Consider the following 17,530-nt stretch of genomic DNA (forward strand, 5'->3'; position numbering starts at 1 on the left):
TGATGCTTGAAACCCTGCGCAATATCGTTCAGGAGGTTAACGCCGCCGAAGACCTGAATGAAGCCCTGGATATCATAGTCAAACGGGTTCGTGTCGCCATGGGTACCGAGGTCTGCAGTGTTTATATGCGGGACGAAACCTCGGGTCGCCTGGTTTTCTGCGCCACGGACGGGCTCAACCCGTTGCAGATCGGTGCTGCCAGCCTCGCTCCGGGCGAGGGCCTTGTTGGTCTGGTTGCCGAGCGGGAAGAGCCGGTCAAGCTTGAAAACGCCGAGAGTCATCCACGCTTTCAATTGGTCGAGGGCCTGGGCGAAGAGCCATTTCGCGCGTTTCTCGGCGTGCCTATCGTTCACCAGCGAGATGTCCTCGGCGTGCTGGTGGTTCAACAGGCCAGTCGCAGGCTTTTTGGCGAAAGTGACGAGGCCTTTCTGGTTACGATGTCGGCACAACTGGCTGCGGTGATCGCCCATGCCAGGGTGACCGGGGCAGTGCGCGAAGAATTGCTGGCCGGGGCGGGCACGCCTACCCGGGTATCGGGGATCGCAGGAGCTCCCGGGATCGCCATTGGCCGTGTGGTCGTTATTTCGCCAGTTGCTGACCTGTATGCCGTGCCGCGCAAAACAGTCAGCAACCGGCGGGCAGAACTGCGGGCCTTCCGGGCCGCGCTGTCGGCAGTGCGCGGGGATATCCAGGCGGTATCGGATAATCTGCGCGGCGAAATGAGCGCGGAAGACCACGCCCTCTTCGATGTTTATCTGGGCATTCTGGATGACTCCGCCATCGGTGGCGAGGTGGCAACGCGGATCAAGGCCGGACAATGGGCCCAGGGTGCCCTCAGCCAGGTGATGATTGAACATATCCGCCACTTTGAGCGCATGGAACACAGTTACCTTCGGGAGCGGGCCGTCGATGTAAAAGACCTTGGTACGCGAGTGCTCGCTTACCTGCAGGACGAAGAAAAAAAGACAGACCGAAATTACCCGGAACACACCATCCTGGTGGGTGAAGAGCTCACGGCGTCGGCGCTGGGGGAGGTACCCCGGGAGCGGTTGGTGGGCCTGATATCAGTGCGTGGATCCGGTAATTCCCACGTTGCCATACTCGCCCGTGCCATGGGAGTGCCCACGGTCATGGGTGCCGTAGACCTTCCCTATACGCGTTTGCAGGATCGTGAGCTGGTCGTTGATGGCTATCACGGTATCGTACATATTAACCCGCTGCCCGAAGTGCGTGCGCGGTTCCAGGAGCTGGTTGACCAGGACCGGGTTATCACCCGGGACCTGGAGTCCCTTAGCCATCTGCCCTGCGAAACCCTCGACGGCCAGCGCCTGCCGCTGTGGGTAAATACCGGCCTGATGGCGGATGTTACCCGCTCCCTGGAGCAGGGTGCCGAGGGGGTTGGTCTCTATCGCACCGAGGTACCCTTCCTGTTGCGGGACCGTTTTCCCAGTGAAGAAGAGCAGCGGCAGATTTACCGCGAGCAACTGGAGGCCTTTGCCCCGTTGCCCGTCACCATGCGAACACTGGATATCGGCGGCGACAAGGCCTTACCCTATTTCCCGATCGAGGAGGAAAATCCCTTCCTGGGCTGGCGCGGTATTCGGGTTACCCTGGATCATCCGGAGATTTTCCTGGCCCAGGTGCGCGCCATGCTCAAGGCCAATGCCGGGCTTGGCAATTTGCGCATCATGCTGCCGATGATCAGCAATGTCGCGGAGTTTGACGATGCGCTCGCGCTTATCCAGCGCGGCCACCGGGAGATCGTCCAGGAGGGAATTACCGAGCCTTTGCCGCCGATCGGCGTAATGGTTGAGGTGCCGGCGGCAGTCTACCAGGCCCGCGCCCTGGCGCGCCGGGCGGATTTTCTCTCTGTTGGCAGTAATGACCTGACCCAGTACCTGCTGGCGGTCGACCGCAACAACTCGCGGGTCGCAGAGCTCTATCATGCGTTCCACCCTGCGGTACTGGGCGCACTCGTCGCCGTTGCGGAAGCCTGTCGTGCCGAGGGTACGCCGGTGAGTATCTGCGGCGAACTGGCGGGCGATCCGCTGGCCGCGGTGCTGTTGCTGGCAATGGGTTACGAGGTGCTGTCAATGAACGCAACGGCATTGCCCAAGGTAAAGAAGGCCCTGCGCAGTATCACCAGCAATGAAGCCCATGAAGTGTTGGCAGAGGTGATGCTGCTGGAACATTCCAGCGAAATCCTCAAGCGTCTGCAACGGTTGATGACGGAGCGGGGCCTGCAACAGTTCATTCACCTGCCGTTGCACTAAGGCAGGCCGCCATAGGTAAACACCTCGCAATGGCGATTCACTTCCCTGCCGCCCGGTGCAAAGTTCAGTTCCCGCCAGTGGGCCAGGGCTGTCGGATCATCCGGGTGTTTCTGTAGCCATAGCGTTGTGGTTGAGCGGGTGCCGTAAGCACCCGCATCAATGAACTGCGCCGACAGTTGCCGGTCCATGGTCTCGTGCAGGCCCAGCGGATGAAGATCCTCGGGGGCGGCCGGGCGACGGTCCGCAACCACTTCGCGCAACCCGTCGTGGGTGGGTGGGCTGGTTTCCAGCAAATGCTGTAACCGCTGCTTGCCGAGCACGACCTTTGGCCACGGGGTATCCAGGCTGGCATTGCTCAGGCCATAGATGCCGGCAGCCAGGTGCCGCGGGTTATTATCCGCGCTGCTGTTACTGAAATACCATAACTGCTCACCCGCACCCACCAGCAGGTTAAAGCCGGCATACTCTGTACGTTGTGCCGCAACACTCCGCAGCCAGGCTTCCGGCGTTTGCCTGTCTAGCAGAAAGCGAAGCGGGAGCTCGCCCCGTGAACGCAGGCCTGTGGCACTCCGGGACGGGTCCCGGTAGTTGGTAATCGCTGCGAAGCGCCCGCTCCGGTTCATGCCCATCCAGGTGCCGCCCTGTTCCAGGTCCCTCCCCGCGAGCAGCTGGGGCTGATCTGGCCAGAATCGGGCAGGCACGGTGGCACGGGCATGGAATTCATCGCGATTGGCGGCGACAACCAGCGGATAATCGGGGTTCAGCCCCCAGGAAAAAAGGATCAGGCACATGGGAAGCTATCCTGCCACTGCCCCGGGCAATTGTGAATCCCGGCCACGTACTGGATAATAGGGCCCCGACACCGCCCGGGCTGCACCGGAACTCCAGCGCCGCCCCGTGACAGACAAGACTTTATGTTGCCCTATCCCGATATTGATCCAGTAGCGTTTTCGCTCGGCCCGGTCCAGGTACACTGGTATGGGTTGGCTTACCTGGCCGGACTCGCCTTTGCCTGGTGGTTTGGTGTCCAGCGCAGCAAGCGCCCCGATGTACCCCTGCAGCGAGCACAGGTAGATGACCTCGTGTTTTATAGCGCCCTGGGTGTGGTTTTGGGGGGGCGGATTGGCTACGCCATTTTTTACGGTGGCGAGCGCCTGCTTGAAAATCCCTTATGGCTGTTCCGTCTATGGGAGGGCGGCATGTCGTTTCATGGTGGTCTGCTGGGGGTGGTGGTAGCAATTTTCTGGTTTACCCGGCGCCGCGATCTCCCCTTCGGGCCGGTACTGGATCTCGTTGCGTTAATGGCCCCGGTAGGGCTCGCGCTGGGTCGGCTGGCAAATTTCATCGGCCAGGAACTGTGGGGCCGACCCACGGACGTGCCCTGGGCAATGGTGTTCCCGGCCGATCCGCTGCAACTTGCCCGCCATCCGTCGCAGCTTTACCAGTTTGCCCTTGAAGGCGTGCTGCTGTTCCTTATCCTGCTCTGGTTCAGCTCCCGCCCGCGGCCGACCTGGTCCATCGCCGGGTTATTCGGGGTCGGCTATGGTTGCCTGCGCTTCATAGCCGAGTTTTTCCGGGAGCCGGATGCCCATATCGGCATTCAGGCATTTGGCTGGATGACCCGGGGCCAGTTGTTATGCCTGCCGATGATTGCCGCGGGACTGTTTCTGCTGTGGTGGGCTTACCGCAATGCCGCGACGACAGCCAAGAGAGGTGCACGTTAAGATGAAGCAGTATCTGGAACTGTTACAGGATATTCTTGATAACGGCGTAGCAAAAAGTGACCGTACCGGTACCGGCACGTTATCTGTGTTCGGGCGCCAGTTCCGGCACAATCTCGATGACGGTTTTCCGTTGCTGACCACCAAGAAGCTGCACTTTAAAAGTATCGCCAACGAATTGATCTGGTTTCTCAGCGGCGATACCAACACCCGCTGGCTGAAAGAGAACGGAGTCAGCATCTGGGATGAGTGGGCAACGGAAACCGGTGACCTCGGGCCGCTGTACGGCGCCCAGTGGACTGCCTGGCCAACCCGGGACGGCGGTACCATCAACCAGATCGACTATGTGATTGACTGCCTGCGGAATAATCCGGACAGCCGCCGGATACTTTTTCATGCCTGGAACGTGGAGTTCCTCCCCGATGAAAAGCTGAGCCCCCAGGACAACGTCAGGGCCGGCCGCATGGCCCTGCCACCGTGTCACTTGCTGTACCAGTTTTATGTCGCCAACGGCCGGCTGTCATCGCAGTTGCTCATTCGCTCCAGCGACTCCTTCCTCGGCCTGCCCTACAATACCGCCAGCCTCGCGCTGCTGACCACGATGCTCGCCCAGCAGTGTGACCTGGAACCCGGGGAAATCATTATCTGTACCGGTGACTCCCATATCTACAGTAACCATCTTGAGCAGGTCCGGGAGCAGTTGAGCCGCAGTCCGACGACCCTGCCCAGGCTTGAAATCCTGCGTCGGCCCGCGAGCATCTATGATTACCGTTTTGAGGACTTCAGCCTTTCCGGCTACCATCCTCAGCCCCACATCGCCGCGCCGGTGGCTGTGTGAGTAAATCCGAATGACTATTGCGCTGATGGTTGCGATGGCGGCAAACGGCGTTATCGGTCGCGACGGTGGCCTGCCCTGGCATCTCTCCGAGGATTTGCGTTATTTCAAGCGCACCACCATGGGCAAGCCGATCATCATGGGTCGCAAGACCTGGGAGTCCATTGGCCGACCCCTGCCGGGACGACCCAATATAGTGGTTTCCCGGAGCCAGAACCTGGACATCCCGGGTGTTCATGTAGAGGGCTCGCTGGGCGAGGCGCTTGAGCTGGCCGCCGGACTGTCCGCCGCTACCGGCATTGGCGAGGTGATGGTAATCGGGGGCGCACAGTTATACGAGGCAGCGTTGCCCCGTGCGGATCGGCTTTATGTTACCGAAATTCACGCGCAGGTTGAGGGCGATACCCTGTTTCCCGCAGTGGACTGGCAGCAATGGCGCGAGATCTCCCGTGAAGAGCATCCTTCACAGCCGCCAAATCCGTATTCTTATGCGTTTGTCGTTTACGAACGCGTCGGCGCATCAAAATGGCCTTAATTGTTGCGCACAAGTGTTACTTGGCCGCCCCACACCCCGGAAAAATGTAACCTTAGTACACGTTTGAATTAAATCCAGAACCGCTGGCAGGGGATTGATTGAAAACACCATTACATTACGTTTATATTCCCCACCTCGGTCTACCGAAGCAGCACAGTTCACTTTATAAGGTAGTATAGGGCAACTTAAGACCAGTCGCGCTGTCTCAGCATTGAATCACTCTGTTAGAAATAGGAAGCACAATTCCCATGACTATGCATCGATTGAAGAACGTATTGATCGCTGTGCTTATGGCAACCGGTACCCTCACGGGCGCCACAGCCGCAGCACAAGCCAATACCCTGGATTCCATTCTGGAAGTCGGGGAATCCAAAAACCAGGCCGCTCGCGAGTCACAACGCAAAATCGACCGCCTTGCGGACGAAGCACGTGATCTCCTGAGCGACTACAAGAGCGTTATGAAGCAGGTTGATGGCCTCAAGGTCTACAACAGCCGCCTGGAGCGCCAGATAGCGAACCAGGAGCGCCGCATTGCTGAAATTGATGAGTCAATTGAGCAGGTAACCATTATCCAGCGGCAAATGACGCCGTTGATGGAGCGCATGGTTGACGGCCTCGACCAGTTTGTAGAGCTGGATGTTCCTTTCCACATGGATGAGCGTCGCCAGCGCATTGGCATGTTGCGCTCCAACCTGGACCGCTCTGATATCAGCGTCGCGGAAAAATTCCGCCAGGTGCTGGAAGCTTACAAGATCGAGTCGGAGTATGGCCGCAAACTTGACTCCTACAAGGCTAATGTCGAAATCGATGGTGTTGAGCGCGACGTGAACATTCTTCGTGTGGGCCGGATTGCCCTGCTGTACCAGACCACCGATACCGAATTGTCCGGTGCCTGGAGCCAGAGTGAAAGAGCCTGGGTGCCCTTGAGCCGCGGCGCGTACCGCAGTGAGATAATGAAAGGTCTGCGTATTGCAGACAAGACCGCCACGATTGATCTGATGAACTTGCCAGTAGCCGCGCCGGAGGCCATGTAAATGAGTATTAAAAGTGTGAAGGCCGCTGCGTTAGTTGTATGCGGCACGCTGTTCTTCAGCACGGCGTCAATGGCGCAGGAGCAAGAGGCACAGTCTCTTGAGCAGTTGCTGGATTTTGTCAAACAGGGCCAGGTTGTAGAGAGCCGTGAAAACCGTCAACGTGAACAGCGGTTCGTGCAGGCTAAAAACGAACAGGCCCAATTGTTGCGTGAAGCCGAGGCCGAGCGTACCCGTCAGGAAAACCGGTCCTCCGAGCTCGAGGCCACCTTTGAGGAGAATGAACTCCTCGTTACCGCAAAGCGAGCACAGTTGCGCGAGCGTTTGGGTGGGCTTGCGGAACTGTTCGGTCACCTGACCTCGGTCTCCGGTGACCTGTCCAGCAACCTGGAGCTTTCTCTTACCAGCGCCCAGTATTCGGGCCGTCAGGAGTTCCTGGAAGAGCTGATTGCCAAGATGAGCGGTACCGAGCGTTTGCCGAGCATTGCGGAAATCGAGCGCGTCTGGTTCGAGCTGCAGCGTGAGATGATTGAGTCCGGCAAGGTGGTGACTTTCAATACTGAAATCTCCAGGCCATCGGGTGAAAAAGTCGAGCAGCGTGTAACGCGCGTCGGTCTCTTCAACGTCGTTTCCGAAGAAGGCAAGTATCTGCAGTATGTCCCCAGCAAGGACACTCTTGAAGAGCTGGCTCGTCAGCCTTCAGGCCCTTACATGGGCTGGGCTGAAGACCTGGTTGCCGCCACCGGCGAAACCGGTTTCCAGAAGTTCGGTATCGATCCTACCGGCCCCACGGGTGGTTCCTATCTGGCAGCCATGATCAACAGCCCGACGCTCGAAGAGCGCTGGCACCAGGGTGGCCAGATCGGCTATGCCATTACTGCAGTGGGTATCTTCGCCTTCCTGCTGGCTATCTGGCGCCTGATCGTGCTGACGAGTGTGAGCTCGAAAGTTAACAGCCAGCTCAAGAGCGACTCGGCCAGTACCAATAACCCACTGGGTCGGGTACTGAAAGTGCACGAGGACAACCCGGGCATGGATACCGAGACGCTCGAGCTGAAACTCTCCGAGGCGATTCTCAAGGAAACTCCCAAGCTGGAAACGGGTCTTACCTTGCTGAAGATCATTGCCGCGGTAGCTCCGCTGATGGGTCTGCTCGGTACGGTGACAGGTATGATCATCACCTTCCAGGCGATCACCATATTTGGTGCGGGGGATCCCAAAGCCATGGCGGGTGGTATCTCTGGCGCACTGATTACTACCGTACTCGGTCTGCTGGTAGCGATTCCAACAGTACTGCTTCACACCGTCGTGAATGGCCGCGCCAAGCGCATCATTCACCTGTTGAACGAGCAGTCCACTGGTATCATCGCCGAGCACACCGAGGGCAATCTGAGGAAGTAGCATGTACTGGTTGGATAGTGCTTATGAGGCTGTTGCCCGCTTCATGGAAATGGGCGGGAACGTTCTCTGGCTGATTGCATTCGTGCTCTTCGCGATGTGGATGCTGATTTTCGAGCGGGTTTGGTACTTCAAGCTCACCTGGAAATCGGATGTCGCAAAAGCGATCTCTATCTGGGAGGGGCGCTCTGAGCGCAGCTCCTGGGCAGCCCAACAGATCAGGGAAAAGTTGATCTCGGAGTCGAAACTCCAGATCAACCAGTATTTGCCCCTCATCAAGACCCTGGTGGCGGTATGCCCGCTGCTGGGTCTGCTGGGAACGGTAACCGGCATGATCGAAGTGTTTCATATCATGGCGGTAACCGGTGGTGGCGACGCCAGATCCATGGCGGGTGGTGTTTCACGGGCTACAATTCCCACGATGGCGGGTATGGTCGCTGCGCTATCGGGGGTTTTTGCCAACACCTACGTTACGCAAATTGCTGAACGCGAGAGCGAATTTCTGGCTGATAACCTGACAACAGACCATTGAGAGAGATAGTGTAATGCGCAGGAATACTCAAGCAGCTGCGGAAGAAGAGTCACAGATCGACTTAACGCCCATGTTGGACGTTGTGTTTATCATGCTGATCTTCTTTATTGTTACCGCGGTATTTATCAAGGAGGCGGGTATTGAAGTTAACCGTCCCGAGGCTTCCACCTCGGAACCGGTGGAAAACGTCAATATCCTGGTTGCGGTGAATGCCGCCAACGAAATCTGGATGGACAAGCGCCGTATTGATGTCCGTGCCGTACGCGCCAACATTGAGCGCCTGCACGCGGAGAATCCGAAAGGCGCAGTTGTCGTACAAGCCGACAACGAGTCCAATACTGAAACAGTGGTTGCGGTAATTGACGCTGCCCGGGAGGCGGGCGTGTTTGATGTCTCGCTGTCCACAGACGAAAAGTAATCGGTTATGAATCGCAACGTGTCGAGACTGTTTTTCGGAGCGCTACTGGCTGTGCCGGTAGCCGGGCTCCTGTTTTTTATCATGCAAGTGCTTATTCTGTCCCAGGAACCGGAAGCCGACGACTCTGAAACCCGAAAGCTGGCAGACATTCACATGCCGGATCGGGAGATCGAAACCATTGTCGAGGAAGAGAAGCCTGAGAAAGTCGATGATCCCGATGAGCCGCCGCCGGATCTGGATACTCCTGACCTCGATATGGATATGGATATGAACGTGGTCAACATGGCACCTCGTGCGACCGTGGACCTGGATATCGGCAGCGGTGGCATGTCGGGTGGTGATGGCGAGTACCTGCCGATTGTGAAGGTAGCGCCCATTTATCCTCGTCGGGCCCAGACTCGCGGTATCAGCGGCTATTGTATCGTCGAGTACACGGTGACCAGGAACGGTTCCATTCGCGACCCCCAGGCTGTGGATTGCCAGCCGTCCGGCGTATTTGAGCGGGCGTCAGTCAGGGCTGCCGAGAAGTTCAAATACAAGCCCCGGGTTGTCGATGGCGAGCCTATCGAGGTTGCGGGCGTGCAGAACAAGTTTACCTATGAGTTGGAATAGCAGAGCGGGTGAAGTGCTATGAAATTGTCTAAGTCTACAATGTGGCTGCGCTCCGCGTTCCTCGCGGTGCCGGTAGTGGCCGCGCAGGTAGTCGTTACGCAGGTGCAGACCGAACTTGACTGGTTGCCTCTGGGCATTGCTGTTGCCCAGGAAGAACAGCCAGAGCAGGAAACCCGGCGCACGCCGGCACTGCGCAATAAAGTCTACGAGCGCCTGCAGGAAGCACAGGTGGCCGCTGAAGCAAACGACTTCACCACTGCGGCACAGGTGCTGGACAGCATGCTGGCGGCAGGGGGCAAAAATGAGCTCAACAGCTATGAGTTGGCCAATGTCTATAATCTTTACGCGTTTGTTCACTACTCCCGTGAAGATTACGGCAAGGCGATTGCGGCCTATGAAAATGTGATTCGCCAGCCTGAGATCCCCCTGGCGATGGAGATCAACACCAAATACACCATAGCCCAGCTGTACTTCGTTGAAGAAAAATGGCGGCAGGGTTTGAACACCCTTCTGGAATGGTTTGATCTCACGGAAACGCCTCCGGCCAGCGCCTACGTGCTGCTCAGCCAGGCCTATTACCAGCTGGAGGACTACCCGAAGGCCCTGGCCAATGTTGAGCGCGCCATCAACATGCAGGAAGAAAAGGGTAAGTTGCCCAAGGAGCAGTGGTATAACCTCGCGCGCTTCCTGTACTTTGACAAGAATGATATCAACAGTGCGGTGGACGTCTTGCGCAAGCTGTTGACGCATTATCCGGACAAACAGTACTGGGTGCAGTTGTCGCATATGTTCGGTGAACAGGAGCGCGAGTCCGTGCAACTGGCGGCGATGGAAACCGCCTATGTGCAGGATCTGCTGGATCGTGGCAGTGAACAGGTGTCCATGGCGTACCTGTACCTGAATGGTGAGGTGCCCTACAAGGCGGCAAAGGTCATGGACCGTGGGCTCAAGGATGAATCCATTGAGGCGACATCGCGCCACTATGAAGTCCTGGGTAATGCCTGGCGCCAGGCGCAGGAAGTTGATAAAGCGATTCCAGCGATGGAAACGGCAGCGGCCAAGTCGGAAGATGGCGAGCTGTATGCGCGCCTGGGTAATATCTACCTCGACGGCGACGAGTATACCAAGGCAATAGCCGCCATCAACAAGGGGCTGAGTCGCGGGGGCGTCAATCGCCCGGATACGGCACGGCTTGCCCTGGGTATGGCATACTTCAACAATGAGCAGTATGACAAGGCCCGTGAAGCGTTCAAGGCCGCCGGGCGCGACGAGCGCTCTGAGCGTCACGCCTCGCAGTGGATCAAGTACATGGAGTCCGAGCTGGACCGGCAACGGCAACTGCAGGACGGCGGCTAAACTTCGCCAGGGTGATATGAGGAAGTAAAAAAAAAGGAGCACAATGTGCTCCTTTTTTATGGGGCAGGTAAAAAGCCCTAGACAGGCGTAACGTCTTCCGCCTGGGGACCTTTCTGGCCGTTGGTCACGGAAAATTGTACTTTCTGGCCATCGGTAAGGGTTTTAAAGCCGTCGCCCTTGATAGCGCTGAAATGTACGAATACATCGGGTCCACCTTCGCGCTCGATGAAGCCAAATCCCTTGGTTTCGTTAAACCACTTAACGGTGCCGGTTTCTGTAGACATAAGTGTTACCTGTATAGCTTTATGAAGCCCGTCCGGGCATCTTGGGTTAGTCAATATTTATGCTCAAGGTACCGAGGAACTTAGCGAACTTCGACCACGCTCATAAATGCCGCTGATTACTCAGCCTTAGTTAGTGTAGCACCGGTCCGGATTTCTGGTATGACAGGGCAAAGAAAATTTTTTGTGGAATTTTACTGGTTTTGGCCCTGTTAGCTGGCCGGACCAGAGTGGCGGTGCGACCACATATTTTCTCGCCGCTTCAGTATGCTCTCTAATGAAGAGGCGCATTACCGGCGCCCAGCAGGCCCTGGAAGGAATGGGTGACCACGTTGATCGGCATCCGTTCCAGTTGGGCGGCAACCGGCCCGCGATCAATAAATCGGTCAGGAAAGCCACTAGCTGCAAAGAAATCGAGCATTCTGGGGAGTATGCCCCCGGCCAGGTAGAGGCCGCCATAGGACCCGTTGGCGAGCACAAAGTCGGCACAGGCCGTTCCCAGAAGGCGGCAGAACAGGGCCAGCGTATCTACGCAAACCTGATCCTCGTACTGCACTCCGCGACGGGAGATTTCCTCCGGACTGTTGATACTGCTGTCGATGCCTTGCACTTCTGCCAGCGCCCCATACAGATGCACCAGACCCGGCCCGGACACGAGTAGTTCGGTATAGATTCGTGGGTGCTGTTTGCTCAGGACCCGCCAGATTTCCAGTTCCGCGCTACCCACGGGTGCCAGGGCCATATGGCCGGGCTCACAGGCAATCGCGTCCCAGACTCCCCCTGCCTTCTGCAGGACGGCACCGCCGAGACCGGTTCCCGGCCCGATCGTGGCCAGGCGAGGACAGTCTGAAGCTGAAGGTTCACCACGGTGGATGAGGGACAGTGACTCCGCACCAAGGTGGGGCAGGGCGTAGGCGTTGCTTTCGAAGTCGTTGATAACGCGGATACGGTTAAAACCGAACTGTGTCGCCAGGTCCTGGCGACTGATCGACCAATCCATATTGCTCATGACAACACGGTCGCCGTCAGGTGGCGCCGCTACCGCGATACACGCGTCCTCCGGTGCGGGTTCATCAAGATCCTGCAGCCAGTTGCCAATAATAGTTTCAAAAGAGCCCTCATCGCGGTTGGTGTAGCTCTGTATGGCCCGCAGTTGATGGCTGTCATAGTCATAGAGGGCCAGCCGTGTATTGGTGCCGCCCACGTCGGCTACCAGCCGGGTCGCTAACGTGGCGTTGGTCATACAACAGGGAGAATTTTCATGATGTTGGTGGATCCCGGATGGCCCATGATCGCCCCCTGGGTCATTAGCACGGAATCTCCTTTTCGCAGTTGGCCCTCATCACAGAGAAACTCCATGGCGTTGAGTTCAACAGCCTCGCGCTCAAATACGCTGGCATCAAAGAACAGTGGCACCACACCCCGGCACAAACAGAGCTTTTGCAGCGTGGCAGCATGCTGGCTCAGCGCAAAAATCGGCAGGCCCGAGCTGAGTCGCGACATCAACAACGGGGTAGTGCCGGACTCCGTCAGGCAGGCAATTCCGCGTACGGCACTGTAATGATTGGCCGCGTAAATCGCCGACATGGCAATGGTTTCCTGGGCGCTGGAGAATTGTTTGTCCAGACGGTAGCGCGACGTCCGCGCAACCGGATGGCGCTCGGCGCCCATGGCGGCATCCGCCATTGCGGTCACGACCTCCACGGGAAAGCTGCCTACTGCAGTCTCTGCGGATAACATCACCGCGTCGGTGCCATCGAGAACCGCGTTGGCGACATCAAACACCTCCGCCCGTGTCGGCATCGGGCTGCTGATCATGGATTCCATCATCTGGGTGGCGGTGATAACCACCCGGTCCATTTTGCGTGCCCGGGAGATCATGTCCTTTTGCAGGCCGATTAACGCGGCATCGCCGACCTCAACACCAAGGTCACCGCGCGCCACCATGATGCCGAAGGAGGCGGTGATGATGTCGTTGAGAACGGCGTCGTCCGCGACCACCTCGGCGCGTTCTATCTTGGCGATAATGGCGGGCTCCAGGCCCTGCCGGTGCAACAGGTCGCGGGTCTGGAAAATATCCTCTGCGCTGGAGACAAAGGACACAGCGACAAAATCGGGGCGCACCTCAACCAGGCTATCGATATCGGCAATATCCTTGGGTGTCAGGGCGGGCGCAGCGAGTCCCCCCCCAAGACGGTTGATGCCCTTGCGCGATCCCAGTTTCCCGCCCACCAGCACCGTACAATTGACCGTCTGGTCGTTGACCTCGTCGACCCGCAAGCGCAGCCGACCATCATCCAGTAATAAAGTGTCACCGCAAAATACACTGGTGGTAAGAGCGGGGTAGTTGATGCCAACGCTGCTGCTGTCGCCTTCGTCCTCCCCCAGGTTCAGGTCGAGCCTGAAGCGCTCGCCGGCGACCAGGTTCACGGAGCCCTGACGAAAATTATGAATGCGGATCTTGGGACCCTGCAAATCGGCGAGAATGCCGACGTAGCGGCCCGCCAGCGCGGCCTGTTTGCGAATCCTCGTGGCCACTATTGCGTGTTGTTCCACCGAACCATGGCTGAAGTTCAGTCGGAATACATTAACCCCGGCCTGGATCAGACGTGCCAGCATTTCATCGGATTCACTGCCCGGGCCGACGGTGGCAACGATTTTGGTACGCCTGTTTACCTTGGGAATCACTATTCTGTCCTGTCTGGCTGAAAATTGAATACTGGGGAAACGACGTCCCGCGCGAAGTTAGTGATGATGCCCTGTTGGCACCCCGGGTGCCAGCCCGTTCAGGGCCGGATAACGGGATTTTGTAGCAGGTAATCGCGAGCAAGGTCCGGGAAGTCGGTAAACAGGCCGTCCACCCGCGCCTGCTGAAAAAATACGTCAAGCAGCTCGTCAAAGTCGGCAATACCCGGAGGCAGCTGGTCCCTGCGAAAGGTATACGGATGCACTTGAAGTCCACGGGCGTGGGCATCGGCGACCAGGGTGCTCAGGCGCACCGCCCCGGCGTCAGTTTTACCAAGGTAGATTTGCATCAGCCAGGGCCCGATACCATCAGCGTATTCCGCTATTGTGTCGAGCCCGGCCGGGGATTGCAGAAATTCATAGTCGACCGCGCTATCTTCGCCCCAGCTCGGGTCCGCGATAAGCTGGATCAATGGTAATGGCGTTTCCAGCGTGTGTCGCAGGTAGCGCAGTGCCTGGTCGTCAAAGCATTGGAGGAATACCTGGTCACTGCGTTCCGCATAGCCTTTTAACGCCAGCACCTCAAGAATGCGGCGGGCAATATCCTGTCCCTCGGCCTGGTGAAAACGGGGTGCCTTGAGTTCTATATAAAGACCGGTACGTCGTTGGCGACTGCGGTCCATTCCCGCAATGAGGTCTATCTCCTCTGCCAGAGTGGGTACACCCAGCAAGCCTGGCCCGAGTGGAAAACGCTGCGGAAATACGGCTTGTCCCTGCGTGTCGCTGCGTTCGTGGACACGCAGCCGGCGAACTTCCTCCAGACTGAAATCAATCGCATAAAAACGGCCATCGTCACGGGCGCGACCGGGAAACAGATCCGCGACATCCGTGGTGGTATCGAGGTGGATATCGTGGAGCACAATCGGGACGCCATCAGCGGTCAGTACCACATCCTGTTCAATGTAGTCCGCGCCCATGCCGTGGGCCATGGCTTTGGCAGCCAGGGTATGTTCAGGCAAATAGCCGCTGGCCCCCCGATGGGCTATGACGATAGGCGAGCTGGCGGCGCTATTCATGGCGGCGAGAGTTGATATCGTTACTGCGATCCAGATGGTGCGCAATCGGGATATCAACATCCTCAACCTGTGCCTTATTACTTCTTGATCTGCATCTTGATGGTTTTCTCGGTCGCTTTGTTGTAGGGGGGCAGCATGCCGCCCAGCTTGCCGACGTTAATACTGGCCTGGCGATAAACCGATTTGGCATGGCTGAAAGTCCGGAAACCAGCCTCGCCATGGTAGGCCCCCATGCCACTGGGACCAACACCGCCAAAGGGCAGCTCTTCCTGCATCACATGCATGATGACATCGTTGATACAGGCGCCACCGGAGGTTGTGCGGGTGAGCACTGCCTTCTCTTCCTGCTTGTCAGTGCCAAAGTAGTAGGCAGCCAGGGGTCTCGGGTGCGCATTGACGTAGTCTATGGTTTCGTCGAAATCCTTATAGGTACAAATGGGCAGCAGGGGCCCAAACAGCTCTTCCTGCATGACCTTGAGATCATCGTTCGGCTGGGTGATCAGGGTAGGTGGGATCTTGCGATTACCCTGCTGGCTGCTGAAGTCTTCATCTGCCGGATTAATCGCTATTACCCTGGCTCCGCGCTCTTCAGCTTCGTTCAGGTAGCCCGTGAGCCGCTCGTGGTGGCGTTCGTTGACGATCGCGGTGTACTCGGGGTTATCCAGTATCGTCGGGTACATGGTTGAGACTGCCTTGCGGGCAGCGGCCACAACCTCATCCAGTTTCTCTTCCGGCACCATGAGATAGTCAGGCGCCAGACAGATCTGGCCGGCGTTCAGGGTTTTGCCAAGCATTATGCGCTCAAGGCTTTTATCAATATCGGCACTGCGGGAGATAATGACGGGCGATTTGCCGCCCAGCTCCAGGGTAACCGGCACCAGGTTGCGCGCCGCAGCCACCATGATGTGCTTGGCCACCGAGGTCGCACCGGTGAACAAAAGGTGATCAAAGGGCAGGCCCGAAAAGGCCTGGCCAACCTCAGGGCCGCCGGTAAACAGGGCGACTTCTTTCTCATCCCAGGCTTCGGCGACCATCTGGGCCATGACTTCCGAGGTTGCCGGGGTAAACTCCGAGGGTTTGATCATCGCGCGATTACCCGCGGCGAGAATGCCTGCAAGGGGCCCGAAGGTCAGGTTTACCGGGAAGTTCCAGGGTGAAATAACCCCCACCACCCCCAGGGGCTGGTACTCGATATGGGAGCGTCCGCCCAGCAGGTTAAGCGGGAACATGGTGCTGCGGCGTTCCGGTTTCATCCATTTTTGCAGGTGTTTGCGGGCATGCTTGAGCGGAGTCACCGACGCTGCCACATCCGTTAACAGGCTTACCTCTCGCGCGCGGCAGCTGAAATCGGTGTTAAGGGCATCGACTAATCTGTCCTGGTATTTCAGTACTACGTCTATGCCGCGATCAATCCGGTCAATGCGGGTTTCGGCGCTGACAGCGCCCTCGCGCAGATAATCCTGGCGCTGGGCTTCGAGTACTGCGAGCATTGCGCCTTCGGCGGTAGGTTCGGCTGCATTCATGATGGATCTCCTGGGGCCGTCTTCCGGCACGATTGTTATCTAACCAGTATAGTCCGGCCCCGGGACCAGTTTAAACTCAATTGCCCGGTTATTTATGGCCAGAATTCTTGGCGGAGCTATCGATCTACTTGGCAACAACGCCAACAGCTGTTAAAACAGCGCCATGAAAAAGCAGATTCAGCAAGATGATTCACGCACCCCGTCACCGCCTTTCGGCTATTCCCGGGTGTGTCACTATAGCCGCGAGCACCAGGTGCATATCGTGGCAGAATTTCACGCCCACAAGATTCGCCCCAGCCGCATTGCCTACCGTGTCGGCATTGATATCGCCTTTATTGAGGCACTCATTGCCGGCGAGCTTGAAGCTGACCGCTTTCCTGCGCTGGTAAAATACTACCGTAAGCAGCGCTATCAGCAGCGAATGAAAGATGCCGGCACCCGCAAGGGTATCGCCCAGTTCGAGCTGCAGCAGCGAATTGACAGTGAGTTCAAGTACGAGGTGGATATCTGACAGATGCATTGCCCCAGCGCTGTTTGCATCAATCCGTTGCGTTCCTGCGATTCACGCACACTTCCCTGAAGCCCGCCGCGACAAACGGGATCATGTGGTCATAGGCGGCCTCAAAATCCGCTGACCGGCACTTGCCCCCCGACAACTTGTCGATTCGGCCTGTTTGCGCAAGAGTCAGGGTCAGGGCGCCGGACAGGTTGTGATAGCACCAGTAAAGATCTTCTTCCAGCGCACCCGGCAAAGCCTTGCGCAAAGCGGCAATAAACTCTTCGACCAGCTGGTCAAACAGCTTGGACATCATCCGGGGGCCCCAGTAGGGCGAGTTGTTGATATAGGCGATGAGTGCCAGGTAGTGTTGCCAGCCGGGATCGCCGGTTTCCTGGGCCAGTTCGAGCGGCCGCAGAAAAGCCTCGATAATCTGTTCGACCTCGGGGCCGGCTTCGCCGGCACTGCTCTGGCATGCGCGCAATGCATCGAGGCGGGCACTATTGAGGAGGTCGGCACGGCGCTCGAAGACGGCGTTGAACAGATCCAGCTTTTTACCAAAATGGTAGCTGGCCAGGGCAACATCAACTGCGGCGCCATTGGCAATCTGGCGCAGGGTAACGCCATCGAAGCCATGCAGGGCGAATAGCTCTTCGGCAACATCGAGGATGCGTTCTCGTTTGGGTTGGCTGCGTTTGTTACTCATGATGAGGGTCGTGGCGGTGATTTCAGGACGATACCATAGTTTAAATTTCAAC

General features: G+C 57.7%; 18 protein-coding genes. 11 read left to right on the plus strand and 7 right to left on the minus strand.

All coding sequences use genetic code 11. The features are described from left to right. Positions 1–2 precede the first annotated feature (2 nt). Positions 3–2,273 carry a phosphoenolpyruvate--protein phosphotransferase gene (ptsP, locus tag CWI75_RS04160; RefSeq protein ID WP_101520453.1) on the plus strand — a complete coding sequence of 757 codons (2,271 nt, stop codon included), beginning with the start codon at positions 3–5 and terminating at the stop codon, positions 2,271–2,273. On the opposite strand, the gene CWI75_RS04165 is transcribed toward ptsP, so the two are convergent. Further along, the gene (locus CWI75_RS04165) at positions 2,270–3,064 is read right to left on the minus strand and encodes an NRDE family protein (RefSeq protein ID WP_101520235.1); all 795 of its coding nucleotides are present in this window, start codon (positions 3,062–3,064) and stop codon (positions 2,270–2,272) included. The genes ptsP and CWI75_RS04165 overlap by 4 nt on opposite strands. 123 nt (positions 3,065–3,187) lie before the next feature. Between CWI75_RS04165 and lgt the strand changes: the two genes are divergently transcribed. The 9 genes from lgt (at position 3,188) to CWI75_RS04210 (ending at position 10,711) form a co-directional block, all read left to right on the plus strand. After that, positions 3,188–3,997: a prolipoprotein diacylglyceryl transferase gene (gene lgt / locus CWI75_RS04170; RefSeq protein ID WP_101520236.1), complete on the plus strand. Its 810-nt coding sequence runs from the start codon at positions 3,188–3,190 to the stop codon at positions 3,995–3,997. A 1-nt stretch (position 3,998) separates the two neighbouring features. Then, complete coding sequence (locus CWI75_RS04175) at positions 3,999–4,832, plus strand: thymidylate synthase (protein ID WP_101520237.1); 834 nt, start codon at positions 3,999–4,001, stop codon at positions 4,830–4,832. 10 nt (positions 4,833–4,842) lie between these two features. Further along, on the plus strand, positions 4,843–5,364 hold the full coding sequence (locus tag CWI75_RS04180) for a dihydrofolate reductase (RefSeq protein WP_101520238.1): 522 nt from the start codon (positions 4,843–4,845) through the stop codon (positions 5,362–5,364). Between the two features lie 248 nt (positions 5,365–5,612). Then, positions 5,613–6,398, plus strand: coding sequence for a DUF3450 domain-containing protein (locus CWI75_RS04185; RefSeq protein ID WP_101520239.1), 786 nt, complete (start codon positions 5,613–5,615; stop codon positions 6,396–6,398). Beyond that, positions 6,399–7,796: a MotA/TolQ/ExbB proton channel family protein gene (locus CWI75_RS04190; protein WP_175580193.1), complete on the plus strand. Its 1,398-nt coding sequence runs from the start codon at positions 6,399–6,401 to the stop codon at positions 7,794–7,796. Position 7,797: 1 nt separating this feature from the next. Then, on the plus strand, positions 7,798–8,325 hold the full coding sequence (locus CWI75_RS04195) for a MotA/TolQ/ExbB proton channel family protein (protein WP_101520240.1): 528 nt from the start codon (positions 7,798–7,800) through the stop codon (positions 8,323–8,325). 13 nt (positions 8,326–8,338) lie between these two features. Further along, a complete protein-coding gene (locus CWI75_RS04200; protein WP_101520241.1) occupies positions 8,339–8,743 on the plus strand; it encodes an ExbD/TolR family protein in 405 nt (134 codons plus the stop codon). Between the two features lie 6 nt (positions 8,744–8,749). After that, positions 8,750–9,355 carry an energy transducer TonB gene (locus tag CWI75_RS04205; protein ID WP_101520242.1) on the plus strand — a complete coding sequence of 202 codons (606 nt, stop codon included), beginning with the start codon at positions 8,750–8,752 and terminating at the stop codon, positions 9,353–9,355. 18 nt (positions 9,356–9,373) lie between these two features. Further along, complete coding sequence (locus CWI75_RS04210) at positions 9,374–10,711, plus strand: tetratricopeptide repeat protein (RefSeq protein WP_101520243.1); 1,338 nt, start codon at positions 9,374–9,376, stop codon at positions 10,709–10,711. A 77-nt stretch (positions 10,712–10,788) separates the two neighbouring features. On the opposite strand, the gene CWI75_RS04215 is transcribed toward CWI75_RS04210, so the two are convergent. From CWI75_RS04215 to CWI75_RS04235, 5 genes are all read right to left on the minus strand, one after another. Next, on the minus strand, positions 10,789–10,995 hold the full coding sequence (locus CWI75_RS04215; RefSeq protein ID WP_101520244.1) for a cold-shock protein: 207 nt from the start codon (positions 10,993–10,995) through the stop codon (positions 10,789–10,791). Positions 10,996–11,266: 271 nt separating this feature from the next. Then, positions 11,267–12,235, minus strand: a complete 969-nt coding sequence (gene glk, locus CWI75_RS04220; protein ID WP_101520245.1) for a glucokinase — start codon at positions 12,233–12,235, stop codon at positions 11,267–11,269. Beyond that, the gene (pyk, locus tag CWI75_RS04225; RefSeq protein ID WP_101520246.1) at positions 12,232–13,680 is read right to left on the minus strand and encodes a pyruvate kinase; all 1,449 of its coding nucleotides are present in this window, start codon (positions 13,678–13,680) and stop codon (positions 12,232–12,234) included. The genes glk and pyk overlap by 4 nt, the downstream gene beginning before the upstream one ends. Positions 13,681–13,778: 98 nt before the next feature. Next, on the minus strand, positions 13,779–14,813 hold the full coding sequence (gene glpQ, locus CWI75_RS04230) for a glycerophosphodiester phosphodiesterase (RefSeq protein WP_101520247.1): 1,035 nt from the start codon (positions 14,811–14,813) through the stop codon (positions 13,779–13,781). Between the two features lie 17 nt (positions 14,814–14,830). Further along, entirely contained in the window at positions 14,831–16,276 is a 1,446-nt protein-coding gene (locus tag CWI75_RS04235) for a coniferyl aldehyde dehydrogenase (protein WP_101520248.1), read from the minus strand. Positions 16,277–16,439: 163 nt separating this feature from the next. Between CWI75_RS04235 and CWI75_RS04240 the strand changes: the two genes are divergently transcribed. Then, positions 16,440–16,787, plus strand: coding sequence for a hypothetical protein (locus tag CWI75_RS04240; protein WP_101520249.1), 348 nt, complete (start codon positions 16,440–16,442; stop codon positions 16,785–16,787). A 28-nt stretch (positions 16,788–16,815) separates the two neighbouring features. On the opposite strand, the gene CWI75_RS04245 is transcribed toward CWI75_RS04240, so the two are convergent. Next, a complete protein-coding gene (locus CWI75_RS04245; RefSeq protein WP_101520250.1) occupies positions 16,816–17,478 on the minus strand; it encodes a TetR/AcrR family transcriptional regulator in 663 nt (220 codons plus the stop codon). Positions 17,479–17,530 lie beyond the last annotated feature (52 nt).

Origin of the sequence: Kineobactrum sediminis, from assembly GCF_002868715.1 — a bacterium.
GTDB lineage: Bacteria > Pseudomonadota > Gammaproteobacteria > Pseudomonadales > Halieaceae > Kineobactrum > Kineobactrum sediminis.